Raw genomic sequence first — 24478 nt, 5'->3', positions numbered from 1 at the left:
AGGAGAGCATATGGAGTATAATTTAAATGGAAAAGGGAGTAATCCACTTTTTTTAAGAAATATGAAAATTGCATTAAGTAGAATTGTTAAAGCTATCAATGAAAGAGAAAAGATAGTCATATATGGCTATCATGATTTTGATAGCGTATGTGCAATATCTCTTCTAAGATTAGTATTAAGGTATGTAAACAGTGATGTGGAATATTTTATACCAAGCATATACAGAGAAAATAGAAATTTAAATAAAGAAGACATACAAAATAATTTGTTATGCCTTGGTGCTAGTTTGATTATAACTGTTGGGTGTGGAGTATCTTCAAAGGAAGAGTTGAAGATTTGCAAAGAAAATAAAATTGATGTAATTGTAATAGATTACCATGATTATGTAATGGATGATGGTAACTGCATAACAATAAATGCATATCAACCAAATTGTAATTATCCTTTTAAAGATTTCACCGCTTGTTCAATTACATATAAGTTCATACAGGTAATAGCATCTTATTATAAAATAAGATGTACTCAAAAGTATTTAGATTTAGTAATGATGGGTATAATTACAACGGGGATAGAAATAAAGGATGAGAATAAATATTTTGTTAAAGAAGGGTGCAAAAAATTATTATGTACCAATAATTATGGTGTTATAGCGCTTTTGGAAGAACATAAAATTAACTATGGTAATGTAATGGAGTTTTATGACGAAGGAATTAAAACGCTACTGCCAAAAATGATTTCAAAGAACAAATTAGATAATGCTAGGATAATTGTTGAGCTGTTCACTACTAATAATAGTTATAGGGCTAAACAAATTGCCAAGTACTTGTATAAGGAGATAATGAGGAATGCAACATAATTAATAATAAAAAATAGAAATACTTATATGCTGTATAAATATTGCATTAAATACTAAAATTAATATATAATTTAGTTATTGTAAAGATATGTTCACCAATGGTGTAGGAGGAGTAATAATGAATTTTAAAGATAAAGTAAGGGTAATTGAAGATTTTCCAAAGGCTGGTATAAGTTTTAAGGATATAACAACTCTATTACAGGATGGAAAAGCATTTAAAGAAGCTATAGATGTATTTGTAGATCACCTAAGGGATAAAAATATAGATGTAATCATAGGACCAGAGGCAAGAGGATTTTTAGTTGGGGTCCCTGTAGCGTATGCATTAGGAGTAGGGTTTGTACCTGTTAGAAAGCCGGGTAAACTTCCATATGAAACTATACAAGCATCATATGAATTAGAGTATGGTAATGATGTACTAGAGATACATAAGGATGCTATAACAAAGGGGCAAAGGGTTGCTATAGTTGATGATTTACTTGCAACAGGAGGAACGGTAGCAGCAGTAGCTAAACTTGTTGAAGAATCGGGTGGTGAAGTTGTAGCTATAGATTTTCTAATAGAGCTAACTGAACTTAAGGGAAGAGAAAAGATATCAGGATATGACATTATGTCCATTATAGACTACCCTTTTTAGAATAAAGAAAAATTGCAATAATTTGGGGTGTAGTATATAATATTATTGAGTTTAAATAGTTGGCTGGTTGTTAACCAGCCTTTAATTTTAGGAGTGTATTCTAATGATTGATAAATTGATAGAAAGAATTAATAGTAATTGCAACAATGTGGATATCAATTTTGTAAGTAAGGCCTATGAATTCTCAGTGAATGCCCATAAAGAGCAGAAACGAGAGTCAGGAGAACCTTATATTATTCATCCCTTCGAAGTTGCATGTATTCTTGCAGAACTTGGGCTAGATACATCGACAATAGTGGCGGGGTTGTTGCATGACGTAATTGAAGACACAGAATATACATATGAAGATGTTTGTAATATTTTTTCAGTAGAGGTGGCAGACTTAGTAGAGGGTGTATCCAAGCTGGAGAAAATTAAATATAAAACTAAGGAAGAACAGCAAGTTGATAATGTAAGAAAAATGTTACTTGCTATGGCAAAGGATATAAGAGTAATACTTATAAAGCTTGCAGATAGATTACATAATATGCGAACCCTAAAATACATGTCTGAGAGTAAGCAAAAGGAAAAAGCCAAAGAAACCTTAGATATATACGCACCACTTGCCCATAGATTAGGAATATCAAAGATAAAGTGGGAACTTGAAGACCTTTCGCTAAGGTATTTAAATCCAACAGAATATTATGATTTAGTTAAATTGATTTCTGATAAGAGAAATGAGAGAGAAGAACAAATAAATCATATTATTTCTCAACTTAAATTAAACCTAAGTATAGGTGGAATTAAAGCAGAGATCGAAGGAAGACCAAAGCACTTCTACAGTATATATAGGAAAATGATTAAGAGTCATAAAACCATAGATCAAATATTTGACCTGACAGCAGTGAGACTTTTAGTAGAGGATATAGGGAATTGCTATGCAGCGTTAGGAATAGTACACACCATGTATAAACCTATACCAGGAAGGTTCAAAGATTATATTGCAATGGCTAAACCTAATATGTATCAATCACTTCACTCCACGGTTATAGGACCCTTCGGAAAACCTTTTGAAATCCAGATTAGAACCTTTGATATGCATAAAACAGCAGAGTATGGTATTGCTGCTCACTGGAAATATAAAGAAAACCCTCAAGATGGAGGAAAATCTTTAGATTCAAAGTTATCTTGGCTTAGAGAGATGCTTGAGTGGCAAGGTGAAACTTCTGATGCTGAAGAATTTATGGAAGGCTTTAAGATAGATTTGTTTTCAGATGAGGTATTTGTATTCACACCAAATGGTGATGTTATAAACTTACCAAGTGATTCTACACCTATAGATTTTGCATATGCAATACATACTGCGGTTGGGCATAAATGTAGTGGATGTAAGGTTAATGGTAAGATGGTAGGCTTGGATTATGCGCTAAAAACTGGAGAAATTGTTGAGGTAATTACCAATTCAAATTCGAAGGGACCTAGTATTGATTGGATTAGTATAGTAAAAAGTAATCAAGCAAAAAGTAAAATTAAGCTATGGTTTAAAAAGGCAAATAGAGAAGAAACAATTGCAAAGGGAAAAGAGTTAGTAGATAAGGAATGTAAGAAGCAAAATTGTGTTTTCTCACAAATTATAAATGAAAGTATAATTGAAAAGACCGTCAAAAGATATAACTTAAGAAATATTGAGGATTTGTATCAGTACGTAGGAATTGGAGATATTAATCCTGCAAATATGATTACTAAGTTAAAAGATGCCTACGACAAGGAAAATTCAAGACGAATTAAAATAAGTGAAGCTAAAATTATTAATGATGAAAAGTATAAAAAACAAGTAAATAATAATTATTCAGGAATTACAGTGAAGGGAATGGGAAATATCCAAGTAAGATTTGCTAAGTGTTGTAATCCAGTTCATGGAGATGATATTTCAGGTTATGTTACAAGGGGTAAGGGTGTTTCGATTCATAGAAGTGACTGTAATAATATAATTACATTGCAGAAAAACGAACCATATAAAATTGTAGAAGTTTCTTGGGGAAAAGAAAACAGAGAAAATTATACTACAGATATAGAGATAAAAGCAGAGGATAGAATGGGGTTGCTTACAGATATTATAGAAGTGCTAGGAATGTTAAAGGCTAACATACTGTATATAAGTGCTGTAACAACTAAACATAACATCGCTGTTGTAAGTCTAAAAGTGAACATCTCAGGAATTGATCATCTAAAGGATATCCAAACGAAACTTAAGAAGATAAGAGATGTTAAGGAAGTTTATAGGAAGAAGCATTAAAGATGAGGGGTGTTAGTTATGAGAGCAGTAGTTCAAAGAGTTAAATCTTCAAAGGTTGAAGTTGAGGATAAAATTATAGGAGAAATCGGAAAGGGTATCAATTTACTTGTCGGGATAAGTAAAGAAGATACAAAAGAAGATATAGACTATATAGTGAGAAAAGTATTAGGTATGAGAATTTTTGAGGATGAAGATGAAAGAATGAATTTTTCGCTTCAAGATGTTCAGGGAGAACTACTTTTGATTTCTCAGTTCACCCTTTATGGTGATTGTAGAAAGGGCAAAAGGCCTGATTTTATGCAAGCTCAGGGTGGAGAAGTTGCTAAGGAACTATACAACGAGCTAATAGAGGCATTTAGGAAGGAAATACCAAATCTCCAGACTGGTGAATTTGGAGCTGACATGACTGTTGAGATTATAAATGATGGGCCTGTAACATTACTGCTAGAAAGCAAGAAGAATTTTTAGGGTAAGACATCTTCAAAGAATAAATAAGTTAGTATCCTTAGCTATGTTGAGGTATTATTTATTTTCAAATGCCTAAGGATGAGATAGAATTTAAAAGTTATAAATATGAAATAAATATAGGGGTGTAATAATGATTATAAAAAAAATGATGGCAGGTACTTACGCTGCAAATTGCTATATATTATTTGATGAAGCTACTAAAGAAGCGGTGGTTTTAGATCCAGGTGGAGACATTGATGATATATGTAGAGCACTTAAAGAATTATCTGCAAATGCTAAGTATATAATATTAACCCATGGTCATTTTGATCACACCACTGGTGTTGATGGCTTAAAAGCTGCAACAGGTGCAATTGTAGCTATGTCTAAAGAAGATAATGATATGATTTTAAATAAGTCAATGTATTATGGGCCACTTATTAAAGGTGGAGCAAATATGATATTAAAACATGGGGATGTGTTGAAATTTGGTAACTGTAAAATAGAAGTTATAGCAACACCTGGCCATACACCAGGTGGAATATGTCTTTTAACAGAATCAGATGTATTCACTGGAGATACTTTATTTAAACAATCTATTGGAAGAAGTGATTTAACTGGTGGGGATCATAACACACTTATTTCTAGCATTAAAGAAAAGTTAATGTCGCTTTCAGATAATGTTGCAGTACACCCAGGTCACGGACCAAGTAGTACAATAGGCGAAGAAAGAGCAGAAAACCCATTTCTATAAGTGAGAATCTAAATCTATGATTTAGTTATTCGAACTTACTCATTCGAATGGATATGAGAAGAAGTGTCACTGAGAGCAAAGCGAAAAACAAATTTTATATTGGTTAGTGAAAATTACTCATTCTAACGTATGTGAGAAGGAGTTTCCTTTTGAGAAACATATGTGAGAAGGAGTTTTCCTTTTTCAAGAACCAATGTAAGATACACACATATGATGAATTTTAAAAAAAACAATTTAAAATAAGGATTTGGTATAAATTATGGAAAATATAAAAGCTATTAAGATAAAACTTAATAATATGAACTTTAGGTATGATGTTTTCCTAATGGTAAGTTTATTCTTTAGTTTCATTGATATACAATTCGTGGATGAGGATCAAGATTTATCTATAAATATAGAAGAGGATAATATTTTAATTCATGGAGCAAATGGTAATACTAGTTATACGGTGAATGATGAGCATAGGCTTTCAGAAGAAGTTAAAAAAGCTATATTTGTATATCTGAGAGAAGAAACAGGAAAAGTACTTCCTTGGGGTACACTAGTAGGCATAAGACCTTCTAAAAAAGCATTAGATCTTTTACAAAAAGGATATACAGAAGAGCAGGTTATAGAGGAATTTAAGGAAAGACATGAAACTATGTCTGAAAAGGCAAAGCTTTGTATGGATGTAGCTCGTTATGAAAAAAATATAGTAAACAAAGATAAGAATACTATTAGCATATACGTGGGAATGCCATTTTGTCCAACTAGATGTGTATACTGTTCATTCACGTCAAATCCAATAGGTTCATGTAAGAATATAGTTAAGGACTATCTAGAGTCACTTACAAAGGAAATAACAGCTATAAGCAAGTATGTAGAAGAAAAAGATTTAACTATAGAAAGTGTTTATTTTGGTGGAGGTACACCAACATCAGTAAATGAAGATGAGTTTGAAGATATAATGAATAAAATTTATGTGAATTTTGTTCAGGGGAAAGATATAAAGGAATTCACAGTGGAATGTGGAAGAGCGGATAGTATAACTGAGAAAAAGCTATTGTCTATGAAAACTTATAAAGTAGATAGAATTAGCATTAATCCACAAACTATGAATGATGAAACTTTAAAAACAATTGGAAGAAATCATAGTAGTGATGATGTGGACAGATGCTTTAAACTGGCAAGAGAGCTAGGGTTTAATGATATTAATATGGATATGATAGTAGGATTACCAGGAGAAAATCTGACGCATATAAATAATAGTTGTAAGAAAATACTTGAATTAAAACCTGATAACATAACCATACATGGGATGTCTATTAAAAGAGGTTCTAAGCTATATGAAAACATGGTAAATAATAAAAAATATAAAGTACCAGAGCAACAAGAGTTAAATCAAATGTATGAGGCTACGAAGAAGCTGTCACAAGATTTAAAAATGAAACCATATTATATGTATAGACAAAAGAATATGGTGGGTAGTATGGAAAATGTGGGCTATTGCACAGATGAAAAGATATGTATTTACAATATACAAATGATTGAAGAAAAGCAGACTATCATAGCATTAGGGGCAGATGGAGTTTCTAAGGTTGTATTTTTAGATGAAAATAGGATAGAGCGCTTTGCTAATATTAAAGATGTTAGAGAATATAATAGAAGAATAGATGAAATGATATCTAGAAAGATAGATTTACTTAATACTTTGTATTAACTTAAAATTTTAGGTTAAAAATTTTCATATATGGTTGAAATATAAGTTAGGTTAGTAGTAAGCTATAATGAGAGTTTTATTTAGTATAACCATATATTAAATAAGTAGTATCGCTATGAAGTATATTCAAAGATTAGTTACTTTAATTGATGGATCATATTTATTATAAAATAATTTTCAAATTATGAAATTAAGCAGGAGGAATTTACATGGGTGAATCACTTAACGGTTTAAAAAGAACTATAATGTGTGGTGAAGTAAGAGAATCAAATATCTCAGAAAAAATCACTGTTATGGGATGGGTTCAAAGAAAAAGAAATTTGGGAGGTCTAGTTTTTGTAGATTTAAGAGATCGAACTGGGCTGTTACAACTTGTATTTGGTGAAGAAATTAATAAAGAAGCTTTTGAGAAGGCGGACTTAGTTAAATCAGAGTACTGTATCGCGGTTACTGGTGAGGTTATAAAAAGAGAGTCCCCTAATAGTAACTTACCAACAGGAATGGTTGAACTTAAAGGTGAAAGTATTAAAATTCTTTCAGAATCTGAAACTCCACCAATATATATTAAAGAAGATTTAGATGCTGGTGAAAACATAAGATTAAAATATAGATATTTAGATCTTAGAAGACCAGATATGCAAAAGATTTTAATGATTAGACATAGAGCTTCAAAGGTAGTAAGAGATTTCTTAGATGAGAATGGATTCTTAGAAATGGAAACTCCAATGTTAACTAAGAGTACTCCAGAGGGAGCTAGAGATTACTTAGTGCCAAGTAGAAATTATCCAGGAAAGTTCTATGCACTTCCACAATCTCCACAAATATTTAAACAATTATTAATGGTATCTGGATATGATAAGTATTTCCAAATAGTTAAATGTTTTAGAGATGAAGATTTAAGATCTAATAGACAACCTGAGTTTACTCAAATAGATATGGAAATGAGCTTTATAGAAATGGAAGACATTATAGCTTTAAACGAAGGATTGCTTAAAAAAGTATTTAAAGAAGTTATAGATGTAGATGTTCAGCTTCCAATAAAAAGAATGCCATATGCTGAAGCTATGAATAAATATGGTAGTGATAAGCCAGATTTAAGATTTGGAATGGAAATAAATGATATCACTGAAGCGGTAAAAGGTACAGACTTTGCTGTATTTAAAGGAGCTATAGATAATGGTGGTTCAGTAAGAGCTATCGTAGCTAAAAACTGTGGTGATATGGGAAGAAAGAAAATTGATAAACTAGGCGAATTCGTTAAAACATATAGAGCTAAAGGTCTTGCTTGGATAGCTTATAAAGAAGGCGAAATAAAGTCTCCTATATCTAAGTTTTTCTCAGAAGAAGAAATGCAAAACATCCTAAATGCAGCAGGCGCAGAAGTTGGAGATTTAGTACTAATTGTTGCTGATGTAGATAGTGTTGTACTTCAATCCTTAGGAGCATTAAGACTTGAACTTGCTAAAGAACTTGGAATACTAGAGAATAATAAAGAATTTAACTTTGTTTGGATTACAGAATTCCCAATGTTTGAATATGATGATGAAGAGAAGAGATTTGTAGCACTTCACCATCCGTTCACAGCACCAATGGATGAAGATATGCATCTATTAGAAACTGATCCAGGAAAAGCACGTGCAAAAGCTTATGATATAGTATTAAATGGAGAAGAGCTTGGTGGAGGTAGTATAAGAATACATGATACTAATCTTCAACAAAGAATATTTAATCTTTTAGGATTTACAGACGAAAGTGCATGGGAGAGATTTGGATTCTTATTAGAAGCATTCAAATTTGGACCACCACCACATGGCGGACTTGCATATGGCCTTGATAGAATGGTAATGTTCCTTGCAGGAACTGATAATATTAAAGATGTTATTACATTCCCTAAAAACCAGAATGCTTATTGTCCAATGAGTGAAGCTCCGAATGTAGTTGATGATAAACAACTAAGAGAACTTGGCGTAGGAATAATGAAAATAGATAAAGAGTAAAATAAAGATTTAGGTTACAAACTATTTTAAAATAGAAGAATAATTTAGTTGAAAAAGGTTATAATAACTTTATAAACTTATTGATATACTTTAAATTATTTTTTAATTCTAATTGCAATTTTAATAAGATTGCTATATAATAATATTAAACAATATTCTGCTGTGTGCGTTGAAATGGCTTATGTTGAGCCAACATTTCAACATTGTGGTTGATGTTCTTATTATGGAGTGTTGACTGGCTATTTATAGCTGGTACCAGATGTAATGAGGCGATTCCACCCCTGGTAGACAGGGTTCAAATAACCCATGGAAACGGCATGGTGGTGTATCAATAAGTTTTAACATTTAAGGAGTAAATACTTTGTATTTACTCCTTTTTACTGAGTGTAAATAAATTGATAATTCTAAATTATGAAATAAATATGAGATCCAGATGCAAACAAAGAGCATTTAGCATCTCATTTTCTTGAGAGTTAAATGCTCTTTTAAATTTATGTAATTAAATTGGAACTCATAGAATTACTCCTCTAATTTATGAAGCTTGCGTTGCTTTCTTCTCATAATTATTTTTTGTAATAGCCTACTTAAAGTAGATACTAAAATTATACCAACGGCAATAACACCAGCTAAGGATATGGTTTGAATACCATAGTTTAAAGATTCAAAAACATTTCCCTGAACAGCTTCTAGTACAGTATAATACATACCACTTCCAGGTGCTAAAGGAATAAGCGCACATATTAAAAATAATGTTACAGGATTTTTTAAAATCCTGGAAAAAATCTCCGCATATATACTTATTACTATTGAAGCAACTAGCATTGCACCTACATCAGAACCTGATAGTCGTAGGGTAAGACTATAGAAGAACCAACCAAAGGCACCACCAAAAGCGGCAAAGAATAAATTTTTGTCCCTAACGTTGAATAGTATACCAAATCCAAGGGTTGCAATAAATGAATAAATTATTTCCATAAACATATTACATACCTCCTGCAAAAGCCATCCATAGCTTAAAGCTAAAGGCGGTTCCAATGGCAATAGCACCGGCAATCATAATGGCCTCTAGACTTCGTGAAAGACCAGATAATAAATCTCCGGCAATAGTGTCCCTTATGGCATTAGTTATAACAAGACCAGGAACTAAAAGCATAATAGAACCTATAATGATTTTATCTTGATGGAACATAGGGCTTATAGAGGCAAAGGCAAGACCTATAGTACCAGCTAAAGTACCACCAGCTATATTTATGAAAAAATCATTAACGCTTAGTTTTGAAAGCATGGATACAAGTAGATTGATTAGTATTCCAGCACAAAAGGCAACCATGAAATCAAAAATATTTCCTCCGAAAAGTAGTGTGAAAGTTCCAGTGTTTACACCAGCAAAAAAAGCTTTTATCTTAGGACTATATTTAGGATAGTTTCTAATATATTCTAGTTCACCCGATAATTCATTTAGAGTTAAAGGGCTTCTTTGTATCTGCCTTGAAAGATTATTAATTAAAGCAACTTTTTGCAAGTCTATTGATCTTGAGGTAATTCTTTTAATCACAGTACTATTTCTTCCATTTTCATTTATAGTAGAGGTTATTATTGCTGTAGGTGATACAAAACTCTCCGCATTAGTTATGTTATATGAACGACAAATCATACTTATAGTTTGTTCAACTCTATAAGTTTCGCCACCATTCTGTAGCATTATTTTTCCAGCTTCGGCAGCTAGATTTACAATATTATCATTAATCATAATAGTACTCCTTTATATATAAATGCGCCTATCTATATTATAGATTAAAATCAATAAAAATATAATAAATCTGTAATAGTTAGAATAATAAATTTATAAATTTACAATAGTATGTTAAATTTAATATATAGGTAATTGTAATGGTATTACAATTATTGAAATAAAATCTTTGAATACATAAGAATTACATGTTGAATATCATAATATGGGAATTTAAATACATGGGGGAGAATGTTTATGGAAAATGTTGAGGTGCTATTAGAGAGTTTAATTAATAATCTAAAAGAAGGAATACATATAGTAGATGGTCAGGGGAAAACAATCTATTATAATGATGCCATGGAAAATATCGAGGGTGTAAAAAAAGAAGATGTTATGGGTAAAGAGATTCATGAATATCTTAAAGGCATGGAATATGATTCAACAATAATAAATTGTCTTCAAAGTGGAACTACATTTAAGGATAGTATTCAAAATTATAGCAATGATAAAGGTAAGATTATAACAAGTATAAACTCAACGATACCAGTTAAAATTGGTAAAAAAATTGAAGCAGTAATAGAGATAGCGAGAGATATGACACAGATAAAAAAGCTTAATGAAACTATTTGTGTGCTAGAAAACAAGACAAAATCAGAAAAACATTTTTATACTTTTAAAGATATTGTAGGAAATGGTAAAGAATTAATAGATGAAATAACAAAGGGCAAAAGAGCTAGCATATCAAACTCTTCGGTACTTATTTATGGAGAAACAGGATGTGGTAAGGAGCTTTTTGCTCAAAGTATACATTATGAAGGAATAAGGAGAAATGAGCCTTTTATAGCGATTAACTGTGCTGCGATACCAAGTGCACTTTTAGAAGGAATGTTATTTGGAACAGTTAAGGGGAGCTTTACAGGGGCAGAAAATAAGAAGGGATTATTTGAAGAAGCGCATAGAGGAACAATTTTACTAGATGAGATTAATTCCATGGAACCATATCTTCAGTCCAAGCTTTTAAGGGTGCTTCAAGATGGATATATAAGACCTTTGGGAAGCAATAAAACCATTGATGTAGATGTTAGAATAATAGCTACTATAAATGAAGAAGCAGATAAGCTCATAAAAGAAGGAAAGTTAAGAAAGGATTTTTATTATAGGCTTAGTGTAATAAAAATTATGATACCACCACTTAGAGAAAGACCAGAAGACATACATTTATTATGTGAATTCTTTGTAGATTATTATAACAAAATTTTATATAAAAATGTTAAAGGTATTTCTGAAGATGTAATTCAGGGGTTTTTGAAACACAATTGGCCAGGTAATGTTAGAGAATTGAGGAATACTATTGAAAGTGCTATGAATATGGTGGATGAGGGAGAAATATTAACGAGGGAGTGTTTTGGAACTAAAATTAATTTTATTGTGGAAGGTTCAAATGAACTTTCATTTAATGGGGAACTACCACTTAATGAATATATAGATAGTATAGAGAAAAATATAATTGAGAAGGCCTATTTAAAAAGCAACAGCAATATAAGTAAAACTTCAGAGGAGTTAAAGATATCAAGACAAAGTCTTCAATATAAATTGAAGAAGTATAAATTGATTTAGATATACTAGATTAATATTAAACTAAAACTAAAATCCAAGGTATATATACCTTGGATTTTAGTTTGAATTTTCTCATGTTATTAGTATCTGGTTTAATTAATTTACACAGTTGATACTTTGAAAATCTAATAAGGATTTCATTTTGATATATAGAGTTTAAATTATACATTCTTAATTAGAATTTATATATGCTAAAAAATACTAACAATCACTTTTATAATTCCAGGGAATAAAGCTATAACACTTATTAACCGTATTACTTGGAATAATGCTACTTTAGAGCCTACTGCTCCTATATCAGTGGCAATCAGGGCCATATCAGAAGCACCAGCCGGTGTACAGGCAAATAGAGCTGTTATTAAGTCTATTTTAAACCATTTACTTATTAAATATCCTAAAGTCATGCATAGTACTGTATATGAAATCATTAAGAAAATTATTGGAAGAATCACAAATCTAAGTCCAAGTATAACATCTAATGTGATACTACTTCCTATGTATGCGCCAGCAAAAATTTGAGCACCTTGTTTTAATATTGGTGAAATATAACCTTTATTAGTAAATACCTTCATCGTGGTTATACCTATCAATGAAAATAGCATAGCCCCAGCAGGAACTCCTAAAACTTTACCTACTTTTCCGGAAATTAATGCTACTAATAAAGTTAAAATTAATTCTTTCCAGTGGTTATCTTTAGAGATTTCACTAATTATTTTGTTAGTATTAGTGCTACTGTGCAGAAACTCACTAGATATCAGTTCATTTTTCACATCAGGTTCATTAGCATCTCCACACACATCATTAGCAATAGAGAGCTCTTCATCAATATTTCCAGCGGGTTTAGTTTCACGCAAACTTTCAAGTGTGTTGTCGCCATTAAGTTTTTTGTTAATGGCTTTTATAATTAGAGGAAAGAAAGTTACCACAAAAATTAATCTTGCTAACTGAAAAATTGCTGTTCTTGCAGTATCAGCACCCATTTCTTGACTTATAATGCTAACATCTGTCATACCACCTGGTACAGTGGAAAAAAGTGAGGATACAAGATTCATATCCGTTGAAAAGTACACAAAGACTCCTAATGTTATGTTAATGATAATAAGTCCTATTATCATAACTATAGCTGGCTTCATTACTGTTTTAAGTTGTTTAAATTTATCCTTATCCATAGTCATCCCAATAAATGAACCAGCGATAACTTGTACAAAAAATCTAGTAGAGCTAGGTACGTATACATTACCGGTAATTACATTTAATCCACCAACACAGAGCATAGCACCGACCATAAGGCCTGCTGGAAATTTAATTTTTTTGAAAATCATTCCGCCAATTAAGGCTACTAACATTGTAATAAAAAAATATAGGGTCATGATATCCTCCTAAAAACACTTATCAACCAGAGTTTCATAAATTGAGTTTACTTTACTATAATCCAATTACTCAGATGTCGATAAAATATTTAACTTACATAATAATTAGATTGTATTTCAAAGTGTTCAATTTTGTCAAACCTATAAGATATTAATATATATGTAAGGATAAAAACTATCTTAACATTATTTATTTGGAAGCTGCATAGGAATAGTTTAAAGGTGGAAAGTATTAGTGAAATGTTAGATTTAAGGTAAAGTATAACTGGAAAGGAGAAGTAAGATGGTATCTAAAGAAAATATTTATAATGCTCTAGATGAATTAGTAAAAGTACCAAGTATTTCAGGATCAGAGAATGAGAATTTGGGGGCAATAAAAACTTATGAATTAATTGGTAGAATTAAATATTTTAAAGACAATGAAGTTAATCTTAAAATGATTCCTGTGGAAAAAGATAACTTTAATAGACAGGTTGTTTTTGCTATGTTAGAGGCTGAAGAAAAAACCAGTGATACAATTATTATTACGGGGCATTATGATGTTGTTGGAGTTGAAGAGTATGGACATCTAAAAAATTTTGCCTTTGATATGAAAGAGATAACAAAGAGAATTTCTGAATTAACTCTCGATGATGAGGCTCAAAAGGACCTTCATTCTGGAGAGTGGATTTTTGGCAGAGGCACTTCGGACATGAAATATGGAATTGCACTATGTATTGAATTATTACGTTATTTTTCAGAAGAAGAAAAAATCAATACTAACATTTTGTTTTTAGGGGTTCCAGGAGAAGAAACTAATTCAGAAGGTATGTTACAATCTGTAAAAACACTTTATAATTTACAGTATGAAAAAGGTTATATATTTAAGGCGTTAATAAATCTTGAGGCATACGTACCCAATTCTGAAGATTCAAATGAAAAAAGGTTTATCCATGTTGGATCAGCTGGAAAAGTAATGCCATTATTTTTATGTTGTGGTATAGGGACACATGCTGGTGAACATACTTTTCATGGATTCGATTCAAATCTAATGGCATCAAAGTTGCATGAGTTGCTTCATCATAATGCTGATTTTTGTGAAGAAAGTAGGGGCGTATGGACACCACCACCAGCTTGTTTAAAAATGATGGATTTAAAGAGTACCTATTCAATAACAACACCTATTTGTACTGCATCATACTATAATATAATTACACTTAACTTAGAGGTTTATGACCTTATAAATAGATTAAAAGAAGTAGCATTGAAGGCATTTAGTGAAACTATTAAAATAGAGAAACAACGTGCTGATAATTATATGAAATTAACAAATTCAAAGGTAAATATTATTGAAGTTTTACCTAAAGTAGTTATGTTTAATGAGATTTATAGTAATGTTAAAGAAAGTTTCCAGGGGGATTTTGATTTGTATATTAGAAACCTTACAACAAGAAGTGTGCAAGAAGGAAAAGAAATTCAGGATATAGCCATTAGAGTGTTTAAAGAAGTAGTAGATAACTATCGTGATAAAACACCTATGATTGTATTGGGATTTATACCTCCTTACTATCCCGATAGTTATCTAAATGAGAAAGACAAAACAGTAGAAAAATTATTTCAAGCTATTGATAAAATTAAACAGATAGCTTTTGAAAAATATGATGAAACCATAGAAATTAAAGATTTCTTCATGGGTTTGAGTGATATGTGTTTCACAGGGGTGAGGAAAGGATATGATTATGAGGAACTATTTAATAATATCCTAGGAATAAATGATTTTTATGATTTTCCTAAAAAGGAAATTAGCAAAATAAATATACCGTCCATTATTTTTGGACCTTATGGGAAGGACATACATAAGTGTAGTGAGAGATTAAGTCTCAATTATAACTTTAATGTATTGCCATATTTGTTTGTTGATTTTATTAAAAGTTTAGATGAATAGTTAAAAAGGTACTTATTTTTATTTTAAAATGATAGTTGAGAAAGTAGTTGTGAATAAACTCACCTATTAGTTGAGTCTGCTAAAACTATGAGTTATTGTAGATTATATTTCATTATTATACAATTATATCAATGAAAATAAATATACATTTGATGGGTGGAGATAATATTATGGGTATATATTTAGAGGTATTAAATAATTTAGATGAACAAAATAAAATACAGTTAGTTCTATCGAATTTTAAATATTTTAATCTAAGTAATATAACAATTGAGCAATATCACGATGAGGAAAAAGGTGAAGATTGTTCATATGATTGTGCATATAATGTTTATCGAATAACATACAATAAAGAGCATTTTGTGTTAAAGAAGTCTAATATAGATGAAATATTAATTTATAGTAAAATGCTTGAGAATAACTCTTTTTCGGTGCCAAGGTTTTACAAAAATATAAAAGTAGATAAAACGGACTGGGTGCTTATAGAACATGTGTCGGGAACTGATTTGCGTGAATTCAATAATGAGATGGCTATAGCTACTGCTCATAGTATATCTAAAATTCATAATTATTATTGGCAAGAAGATGGTTTTGAGGATGATAAAGTAGATTCACGTTTTTGTAAATATTGGAAAAGAATTAATAAACGGGCTGAATGCTTAAAGAATGAATTTTATTTGTCAGAAGCCTATCAAGAATTTCTTAATAGGCAACTTATCTGTCCGCGAACACTATGCAATGGAGATTTTTTACAACAGAATGCTATTTTTAATGATTCTAAAGTAACTATAATTGATTGGGCTTTTGGAGGGATTATGCCATACTCGCTTGACATAAGCAGATTAATAACACATGGAAATCAAAACCGATTTCCATTTTCATATTATATGACAGATGAATATAGAAAAACATTTATAAATGAATACTATTTAAAACTGTCACAAAAACCAGATTATAAGCAATTTATATGGGATATTATCTTAGCTGCGTTAAACGAGTGTATTGAATTTATTGAAAAAGAATTAAATGATAAAAGTATAGAAAGGGACAAAGGATTTGACTTTTACTATGAAACTGCAAATAAGATAGCTGATATTATAATGAAAGGCTATGATAATTTTATATTAATTTAGATTATTAACTTTAGTATAGCAAAGAATTTTAAAAATATGATTTGTAAAATAGGATAAAGGATTGGTAGTGAAGAGGAGATTTAGTATATGACAATGGAAATAGGGAAAAAAATTAAAAGTTTACGTGTGGAAAAGGGAGTTACTCAAGAGGCGTTAGGAAATTATTTAGGTATTTCTTATCAGGCTGTATCAAAGTGGGAGAACAATGTAACGTCTCCAGATCTTCAGTTATTGCCGCTCTTATCTGTATATTTTGGTGTAACTATTGATGAGTTTTTTCAAATACCAAAGGATTCACATATGGAAAGAATAGAAAATATGATAATGGATGAAAGAGTCATTAGTAATGAAAAATTTAATTATGCAGATAACTTTCTTCATGAGGTTTTAAAAAGTGAACCAAAGAATGCAAGGGCATATTATCTTTTAGCAGAATTGCATAATCACAGATCTAAGAGCCATCATTATGTAGCAGCGGAATATGCAAAGCAAGCATTAAAATATAAGCCCTACGAAAAGGATTATCACTGTGCACTAGTTCATGCAGAAAATGGTGTCTATGGAGATTATTATTATAATAGACACGATTCTCTAATAGAATATTATAAGGAATTTACAAAGAAACATCCAGAGTATTGGAGTGGTTATTTATATCTTTTAGATCAACTCATAGGAGATGGCCATTATGATGAGGCAAAGGATGTAATAACTAAAGCTAAAAAACTAAAGCATACATCTTTAGATTATATGTATGAAGGTGACATTGAACTTGCACAGGGAAACTTAAGTGGAGCTATAAACCTTTGGAATAAAGGGGTTAAGGAGTTTGGAACAGCTTGGGAGGCTTATATATCACGCGGGGATCGTATGGTGAAACTAGGAAGATATGAAGATGCAATCATGGATTATGAAAAGTGTATGGAATTACAGAAAAAACCTCGTTTAATTGATCCTATTGTCTTTATGGCAAATGCCCATGAAGCATTAGGTGAATATGGGAAAGCGATAGATACGTTAGAACAGGAAATTATAATTCTACAAGAAGAACATGGTATTTTTTCAGGAGAAATAATCGATAAGCCAAAACGTGAGATTGAGAGATTAAGAAAACTTTTAATTTGACAGTTGTAGAACGTTATAAGAATTAAGAAGAAACACAAAAAGAGTTAGTTTATTATGCTAACTCTTTTCTATGTGAATTGTAGGTTAATACTAATTTAGAACTTCTAATCCTAAGTCTAATATATTAGCAAATAAGGCTAAGAGGTTATTTGTTGGAATGACATTATTTTCAATATCTAATAATTTTCCTAAACCATATTCGGTATAAATGCTAACTGTAGGAAATTTATTTTGAGATGTGGAGTTACCTAAATCACAAATAATATCATTTTCCTTTAATAGGATTAAAGATACATTATTACTGGGTTCTACTAAGGTGTAAAGCCTAGTATTGTAGTCATATCTTAGAATTTTTACATTGTTAGTTACTTCTATTTTAGTGGTTTTGTTATTTATATCATACTTTGAAGTACATGAATCGATGTTATTTATTACAAAGTATGGAGCATTTTTTTTATAGTTCACTTTTTCTTTAAATTCTGCTAACCTTTTTAAATTTAAGTCGATATTTATTAATGTTTCTTCGGTTTCTAAATTATTAAAGCCTTCTTTTATGTAAGCCAATTCTTTAGTTCCGTGAAGCTCGGTTGTTAGTATATTCATGCAATTATTATAAATATCTTCAAAGGAACTAAAAGGTATAGCATATTTAATAGTTCCTAAAATAATATAAACTTTGAATTTAGCAGATTTAGAACCACTTTTAGAGACATAATTAATTTCAACTAATAACATTTTATTTAATTGCTCTATGTCAAATATTACTTTCTCTATTCCTTCACTAAGTTCTATTGTGTAATTATTATTTTTAGATAAAGCTTGTGTAGCTTGGTTTATTATATAAGTGCTCTTAAAACCAGCATCTGTAATTATACCTTTTCTTAATGAGACCTTTCTTGATAATTTTTTCAAATTAATGTAGGGTCTATTTATACATAAGTTATGCTCTGATATTATTCTCATATTGAATCTCCTTTAGGTTTAACAGTAGTATTATTTTAATTTATATCATGTCTAGTTAGCTCCTGTAACACCCTGATATTATTTAAGTTGATAATTTAAGTTGATAATTTAAATTATAACATAACTTATAAAAAGTGTACTTATAATATCAAGAGTAACAATATGCCCAAAAACAAGCAATGCCTATGCAAATAATTTTGCATAGGCATTTTTGCTATATTATGGATAGATTATTAAGAAAAATATTTTGCAGTAGAAAAGAAGACAACTAGAAAATTTGTATTAATTTAGAAAAAAATACAGTAAGTCATGCAAATTATTGAAAAAAACTTGGCATGATAATTGCTGTATTAAGAATATATGAAATATTCAAAAAATAGGGGGATTTAAAATGGAAAACGTTAAGGTATCAATATGGGGATTTGGAGCTATGGGAAGCGGCATGGCAAAAATGCTTTTAACTAAAACAGGTGTAGATATAGTTGGTGTTTGTGATATGCATCCAGCTCGAGTAGGAAAAAGTATTTTTGAAGTTTTAGAAATTGAAAGAGGCAATAGACAAGATGTAATAATAAATTCTAACATAGATGAAGTTTTAACAGAAAAATGCTGTGACATATGTTTATGTGCAACGGATTCTTTTACTAAGAATGCATTCCCAAGATTGAAATCAGTTTTAGAAAAGAAAATAAATGTTATATCTACAGCAGAGGAAATGTCTTATCCACAAGCTAAAAATCCTGACCTTGCAGAGGAGCTAAATAAAATTGCTAAGGAGAATGGAGTTACAATACTTGGAACAGGAATTAATCCTGGTTTAATAATGGATCTACTTGTTGTTTGTTTAACCGGATGTATGACAGATGTTACTCATGTGGAAGCTAAGAGAGTAAATAGTTTATCACCATTTGGACCTGCAGTTATGGAAGAACAAGGCGTTGGTATGAAGGTTGAAGATTTTAATGCTGGGGTTATTGATGGAAGCTTAGCTGGTCATGTTGGATTTATAGAATCTGTAAATATGATAGCTGATTCAATGGGATGGAAGATTGATAAGTTTGAACAACAAATGGCACCAATAGTAACTAATGTAGATAGAAAATCACCTTATGGATTTGCAGCTGCTGGAGATGTGGCTGGTGTTAATATGACTGGACAAGGATATGTTAATGGGGAACTTAAAATAGATATGATTCACCCACAACAAATCGAACCAGAGATGGAAGGAACGTTCACAGGGGATTATATAACTATAAAGGGAACTCCAGAGGTTAATATGGTTATTAAACCAGAGGTTGATGGTGGACTTGGAACAATAGCAATGGTTGTAAATATGATTCCACACGTAATTAATGCAAGAGCTGGGTTAAAAACTATGATAGATTTACCAGTTCCAAGAGCTATAATGGGAGATTTCAGAAACTTTATAGAGAGAGATTAGTTTTTAATTTATTTAGGGGGTGAAGATTTTGATTAATAAGGGTACATTTGTTGAAGTAGAGACAGTTGTCCTAGAGTGTTCTGATAGATCACCAGCAATTCCGGAAGATACAAAGAAAACTCCATTAAAAATGTGGGTTAGAGGTTTTGTAAATTCAGATTGTAACCTAGGTGAAGAGGTAGAGATTACAACTACGGTTGGAAGAATCATGAAGGGAATAGTTAAGGAAGTAGAACCAGGATATTCCCATGGATTTGGTAGATATGTAAGTGAGATAGCATATATTGGCAAGCAGGCAAAAGAAATGCTTTTTCAGTAAATATATATTAAGGAAAGTGGGTGATTTATATGAATAAGTATGAAGAGGTAATGAGTAGAAAAAATGAAATAATGATTAAATCTGTTGGTATGGATTTTGATAAATATGAGAAGGGCAATATTGCTTTTGATTATGAAGGTATGATGAGAGATATAGGATATTCCTTAAGCGATATTATGAAGATTCAAAGTAGTGTTGGAGTTGGAAATACACCACTACTAGAGCTAAGAAATATTACAGCTCTTGCAAGAAAGGCTTCTAAGACTGGAAAAGCTGCAAGGATATTTGTAAAGGATGAAGGTTGTAATCCTTCAGGAAGTTTCAAAGATAGACGAGCATCTGTATCTGTTTATGATGCAAAGCAAAGAGGTTATAAAGGTGTAGCATCGGCAACTTCAGGAAACTATGGTGCAGCAGTGGCATCTCAAGCTGCAATCCATGGATTAAAATGTACAATTGTTCAAGAATGTTATGATTCGAGAAAAGTGGGACAACCTGAGATAATTGAAAAGGGAAGAAAGTGTGAATACTTAGGTGCAGAAGTTTTGCAACTAACTGTAGGGCCGGAGTTATTTTACACATACTTACAAACCTTAGAAGAGACTAATTTTTATAATGCATCCTTATATTCAGCTTATGGAATAGCGGGAGTTGAAACACTTGGATATGAAATAGCTACAGAGTGCAGAGAAAAATTTGGAAAAGATCCAGATGCAGTTATAATCACCCATGCAGGGGGAGGTAATGTTACTGGAACTGCAAGAGGTCTTATAAAAGCTGGAGCAACAAATACTAAAATAGTTGGGGCTTCTGTAAATCTACAAGGTCTTCACATGGCTAGTGATGAAGCTTTTAATAAAAAATCATTTACAACAGGTCACACTGGATTTGGCATTCCATTTATGGTTTGGCCAGATAGAAGTGATGTTCCAAGAAGTGCTGCAAGACCACTTAGATATTTAGATAGATATGTAACATTAGCTCAAGGACAAGTATTTTATATGACAGAGCTTTTGGCACAGTTAGAAGGACTTGAAAGAGGTCCAGCAGGAAACACATCCTTAGCTGCAGCTTTTGCTATAGCTCAAGAGATGGAGGATGACGCAATTATTATAGTTCAAGAAACTGAATATACTGGAGCTGGAAAACATATTGTTCCACAGCTTACCTTTGCAAAGGATAATGGAATCAAAGTATTAAGGGGAAATCCAGCAGAGGAAATCCCAGGGGAAAATATCATACTTCCAGAACATCCATCATATATTCAAGTTGATAATAAGGATTTGAATGATTATAGAAAATCACTTATAAAAAATACTGTAAAACTATTAAAAGAAAATGTAGTTTCAGAAATAGATGTTAAGTTTCTTTGTGATGAAACAAGACTTCAAGAAAATCAAGTTATTGATTTATTAAGAGAATTTGGGGTTTGTGTGGAATAAACTGAAATTGTTATTTTAGTAAATGTATAATAACCATCAAAAAATAAAAGATGTAAAATAGAATACTACTTAGATATTTTAAATATATCTAGAGTGAAAATTATGATAATAGGAATTAATAGGGTTTAAAAATAGATAAATAATAAACTATTAAGGGGAGATAAATAGTGAAAAGAGAAGATGATTTTAATAAAAGAAGAGAGCATTTAGCAAATTTAAGTGATGAGCAGTTGTATGAAAGATTTTGGAAATTAACTGAAGAGATAGTAAATCCAATGGTGGATTTAGCATATGGAAATACATCATCATCAATAGAAAGATCAGTACTTCTTAGAATGGGATTCTCAAGCATTGAATCTCAAGCAATAGTTCAAGAGGGCTTAAGAGCTGGACTTTTAGGAAAAGGTATGGGAAATGTGGTATTAAAGTATGGAAAACTTAAGGAAATGCCATATTTAGAAGCAGGCAGAGAGCTAGGAGAAGGCAAGGGCTGGAATGAAGTTAGTAAGTTGTTTGGGGGGGATAAATAATGCTAGATATAAATACAAAAATTGATGTAGCAGAGATACTTAAGGATTTAGATAAGTATGAACCAAAGAGAAGAGGATGGCATTGGAGAGAAGAATATAATGAGCCAATGGGCGAGTTTGAGTATATGGAAATATCAAAACCTTTAAAAAATAGTAAAGCACTTCCATCTGCTACAAGCTTTGCAAACATAGATCCTCAACCAAGAGCTGTAATAACTTCTGAAGTAGCTTCAGGAAGATTTGAAGATGATATTAGAAGAATGAGAATGGCAGCTTGGCACGGTGCGGATCATATTATGGTTATAAGAACATCAGGTCAAAGTCATTATGATAGTTTAATTGAAGGAAGTCCAGAGGGAACTGGTGGAGTTCCAATAACAAGAAAAGAGGTTAGAGCTACAAGAAAAGCCCTTGATATGATAGAAGAAGAAGTTGGAAGAGAAATAAACTTCCACTCTTATGTTTCAGGTGTTGCAGGTCCAGATATCGCTGTAATGTTTGCAGAAGAGGGAATAAATGGAGCTCACCAAGATCCACAATACAATGTACTTTATAGAAATATAAATATGGTTAGATCTTTTGTTGATGCAGCAGTTGCAAAACATATAATGGCTTGGGCTGATATTCTTCAAATAGATGGAGCACATAATGCAAATGCAACAGCTATGAAGGGATATAAAGTAATGCCAGAGCTTATGGTTCAACATGCTATAAACTCTAAGTTCTCGGAAATGGTTGGAATGAAACAAAGTAATATATCATTATCTACAGTTCCGCCAACAGCGCCACCAGCACCATGTCTTAGATATGATTTACCTTATGCAGTAGCGTTAAGGGAATTATTTAGAAACTATAAAATGAGGGCGCAAATGAATACAAAATACATGGCTTCATGCACTAGAGAAGCTACAGTAACTCATTCATTGAACCTTTTAATATCTGAACTTACTTCAGCAGATATCCAAAGTACAATTACTCCTGATGAAGGAAGAAACGTGCCATGGCATTATAATAATATTCATGCTGTAAATACTGCAAAACAGGCTTTAATTGGTATGGATGGATTGATGGATATGATAGAGCTTAAAAAAGAGGGATATCTTCCAGAAAAAGTTAGAGAGCTTAAAGAAAGAGCTGTATTATTCCTAGAAGAAATGATTGAAGGTGGCGGATACTTTAAGGCTGTTCAAGATGGATTCTTCGTAGATTCAGGAGAATATCCAGAAAGAAACAGCGATGGTATAGCAAGAAAAATAGATGGTGGTATTGCTGTAGATACAGTTGTTCCAAGAGATAAGGAATACTTTGCACCAGTATGTGCTCACTTCGGATATAACAATGTACCAGAAGAATATAACAAGGCGTGCGATGCTATAAATCAGTGTACATTATGTGATCACAGTAAAATAGTTTATATAGATGAACTTGATGAAGAAGATAATGTTAATGTGAGGATGGCTAAAAATAGTAAGGATGAAGACTTAATAATACCAGAGGTAGAATGGAAAAATGATGGATATGTATCTACAACATTATTCATTACACAGGAGGAGCGTACTGCAGAAGCAGCAGCTCTTGAAATAGGAAGAAGAATGAATTTAACAGATGTAGAAGTTATTCATAAACAAGTAATGCAGGATGCAGAAGGTACTTTAGTTGAAATCAAGGGTAAGGTTAACTTTGCAGTTAAAAAATCTGAGCTTAAGATTCCAGAAAAACAAGAGCTTTTAGCTGATGATGTAATGCGAGGCTATGTTAAAGAGAATCCAGTTAGAGTTGTAGCAGCTACAGTTGGTGAAGATGAGCACTCTGTTGGGCTAAGAGAAATAATTGACATTAAACATGGTGGAATAGAGAAATATGGAATAGATGTTGTATATCTTGGAACGTCTTGTCCAGTAGAAAAATTAATAGATGCAGCCATAGAGACTAAAGCACAAGCTATTATTATGAGTACTATTATTACACATAATGATATTCATACGAAGAATATGAAGAAAATTCATGATCTTTGCATAGAAAAAGGTGTTAGAGATAAATTTATTATTTGCTGTGGGGGAACTCAAGTAAGTAATGAGGTTGCAGTAGCTAATGGAATGGATGCAGGTTTTGGAAGAGGAACTCACGGAAATAATGTAGCATCATTTATAATTGAAACGTTAATGAGCAAATAAATATTAAGGGCATACAAGTATTTGTATGCCTTTTAAAATAGGAGGA

20 protein-coding genes and 1 other RNA gene are annotated in these 24478 nt (G+C 31.4%); 17 read left to right on the top strand and 4 right to left on the bottom strand.

Annotated elements, in window-relative coordinates; translation table 11 throughout:
* Positions 1–10: 10 nt before the first annotated feature.
* From RSA29_RS08765 to ssrS, 8 genes are all read left to right on the top strand, one after another.
* A complete protein-coding gene (locus RSA29_RS08765; RefSeq protein ID WP_346943197.1) occupies positions 11–856 on the top strand; it encodes a DHH family phosphoesterase in 846 nt (281 codons plus the stop codon).
* 118 nt (positions 857–974) lie between these two features.
* Complete coding sequence (locus RSA29_RS08760; RefSeq protein ID WP_346943198.1) at positions 975–1493, top strand: adenine phosphoribosyltransferase; 519 nt, start codon at positions 975–977, stop codon at positions 1491–1493.
* Between the two features lie 103 nt (positions 1494–1596).
* Positions 1597–3768: a bifunctional (p)ppGpp synthetase/guanosine-3',5'-bis(diphosphate) 3'-pyrophosphohydrolase gene (locus tag RSA29_RS08755; protein WP_346934338.1), complete on the top strand. Its 2172-nt coding sequence runs from the start codon at positions 1597–1599 to the stop codon at positions 3766–3768.
* Positions 3769–3786: 18 nt separating this feature from the next.
* Positions 3787–4236: a D-aminoacyl-tRNA deacylase gene (dtd, locus tag RSA29_RS08750; protein WP_346943199.1), complete on the top strand. Its 450-nt coding sequence runs from the start codon at positions 3787–3789 to the stop codon at positions 4234–4236.
* A 130-nt stretch (positions 4237–4366) separates the two neighbouring features.
* Entirely contained in the window at positions 4367–4969 is a 603-nt protein-coding gene (locus RSA29_RS08745) for an MBL fold metallo-hydrolase (protein ID WP_346943200.1), read from the top strand.
* Between the two features lie 259 nt (positions 4970–5228).
* A complete protein-coding gene (locus RSA29_RS08740; RefSeq protein WP_346943201.1) occupies positions 5229–6668 on the top strand; it encodes a coproporphyrinogen III oxidase in 1440 nt (479 codons plus the stop codon).
* 209 nt (positions 6669–6877) lie between these two features.
* Positions 6878–8665 carry an aspartate--tRNA ligase gene (gene aspS, locus RSA29_RS08735; protein WP_346943202.1) on the top strand — a complete coding sequence of 596 codons (1788 nt, stop codon included), beginning with the start codon at positions 6878–6880 and terminating at the stop codon, positions 8663–8665.
* Between the two features lie 151 nt (positions 8666–8816).
* A non-coding RNA gene (gene ssrS / locus RSA29_RS08730) (6S RNA) lies at positions 8817–8996 on the top strand.
* A gap of 188 nt (positions 8997–9184) precedes the next feature.
* Here the strand turns inward: ssrS and RSA29_RS08725 are convergent.
* Both RSA29_RS08725 and RSA29_RS08720 read right to left on the bottom strand, forming a co-directional pair.
* Positions 9185–9646 (bottom strand): threonine/serine exporter family protein, encoded by a 462-nt coding sequence (locus RSA29_RS08725; RefSeq protein ID WP_346943203.1) that lies wholly within the window; start codon positions 9644–9646, stop codon positions 9185–9187.
* Position 9647: 1 nt separating this feature from the next.
* A complete protein-coding gene (locus RSA29_RS08720; protein WP_346934344.1) occupies positions 9648–10415 on the bottom strand; it encodes a threonine/serine exporter family protein in 768 nt (255 codons plus the stop codon).
* A 237-nt stretch (positions 10416–10652) separates the two neighbouring features.
* Between RSA29_RS08720 and RSA29_RS08715 the strand changes: the two genes are divergently transcribed.
* A complete protein-coding gene (locus RSA29_RS08715; protein WP_346943204.1) occupies positions 10653–12014 on the top strand; it encodes a sigma 54-interacting transcriptional regulator in 1362 nt (453 codons plus the stop codon).
* Between the two features lie 191 nt (positions 12015–12205).
* Here RSA29_RS08715 and RSA29_RS08710 read toward each other — a convergent pair whose 3' ends face one another.
* Positions 12206–13384, bottom strand: coding sequence for an AbrB family transcriptional regulator (locus RSA29_RS08710; protein ID WP_346943205.1), 1179 nt, complete (start codon positions 13382–13384; stop codon positions 12206–12208).
* A gap of 283 nt (positions 13385–13667) precedes the next feature.
* Between RSA29_RS08710 and RSA29_RS08705 the strand changes: the two genes are divergently transcribed.
* The 3 genes from RSA29_RS08705 to RSA29_RS08695 all read left to right on the top strand — a co-directional run bounded on the left by RSA29_RS08705 (position 13668) and on the right by RSA29_RS08695 (position 17563).
* The gene (locus RSA29_RS08705) at positions 13668–15308 is read left to right on the top strand and encodes a M20/M25/M40 family metallo-hydrolase (RefSeq protein ID WP_346943206.1); all 1641 of its coding nucleotides are present in this window, start codon (positions 13668–13670) and stop codon (positions 15306–15308) included.
* 170 nt (positions 15309–15478) lie between these two features.
* Complete coding sequence (locus RSA29_RS08700; protein WP_346943207.1) at positions 15479–16441, top strand: phosphotransferase; 963 nt, start codon at positions 15479–15481, stop codon at positions 16439–16441.
* 87 nt (positions 16442–16528) lie between these two features.
* Positions 16529–17563, top strand: a complete 1035-nt coding sequence (locus RSA29_RS08695; RefSeq protein WP_346943208.1) for a helix-turn-helix domain-containing protein — start codon at positions 16529–16531, stop codon at positions 17561–17563.
* 90 nt (positions 17564–17653) lie between these two features.
* Here RSA29_RS08695 and RSA29_RS08690 read toward each other — a convergent pair whose 3' ends face one another.
* Positions 17654–18475 carry a hypothetical protein gene (locus RSA29_RS08690; protein WP_346943209.1) on the bottom strand — a complete coding sequence of 274 codons (822 nt, stop codon included), beginning with the start codon at positions 18473–18475 and terminating at the stop codon, positions 17654–17656.
* 442 nt (positions 18476–18917) lie between these two features.
* Between RSA29_RS08690 and ord the strand changes: the two genes are divergently transcribed.
* The 5 genes from ord to oraE all read left to right on the top strand — a co-directional run bounded on the left by ord (position 18918) and on the right by oraE (position 24432).
* Entirely contained in the window at positions 18918–19967 is a 1050-nt protein-coding gene (gene ord, locus RSA29_RS08685) for a 2,4-diaminopentanoate dehydrogenase (RefSeq protein ID WP_346943210.1), read from the top strand.
* Positions 19968–19986: 19 nt separating this feature from the next.
* Complete coding sequence (gene ortA / locus RSA29_RS08680) at positions 19987–20286, top strand: 2-amino-4-oxopentanoate thiolase subunit OrtA (protein ID WP_346943211.1); 300 nt, start codon at positions 19987–19989, stop codon at positions 20284–20286.
* 29 nt (positions 20287–20315) lie between these two features.
* Positions 20316–21728, top strand: a complete 1413-nt coding sequence (gene ortB / locus RSA29_RS08675) for a 2-amino-4-oxopentanoate thiolase subunit OrtB (protein ID WP_346943212.1) — start codon at positions 20316–20318, stop codon at positions 21726–21728.
* A 167-nt stretch (positions 21729–21895) separates the two neighbouring features.
* A complete protein-coding gene (locus RSA29_RS08670) occupies positions 21896–22258 on the top strand; it encodes an ornithine aminomutase subunit alpha (RefSeq protein ID WP_346943213.1) in 363 nt (120 codons plus the stop codon).
* On the top strand, positions 22258–24432 hold the full coding sequence (gene oraE / locus RSA29_RS08665; RefSeq protein ID WP_346943214.1) for a D-ornithine 4,5-aminomutase subunit OraE: 2175 nt from the start codon (positions 22258–22260) through the stop codon (positions 24430–24432). The genes RSA29_RS08670 and oraE overlap by 1 nt, the downstream gene beginning before the upstream one ends.
* Positions 24433–24478: the final 46 nt, after the last annotated feature.

It is taken from the genome of Clostridium sp., assembly GCF_036660475.1.
Lineage (GTDB): Bacteria > Bacillota > Clostridia > Clostridiales > Clostridiaceae > Clostridium_J.
The sequence above is the reverse complement of the archived record's forward strand: the minus strand, read 5'-3'. Positions and strand labels throughout refer to the sequence as shown.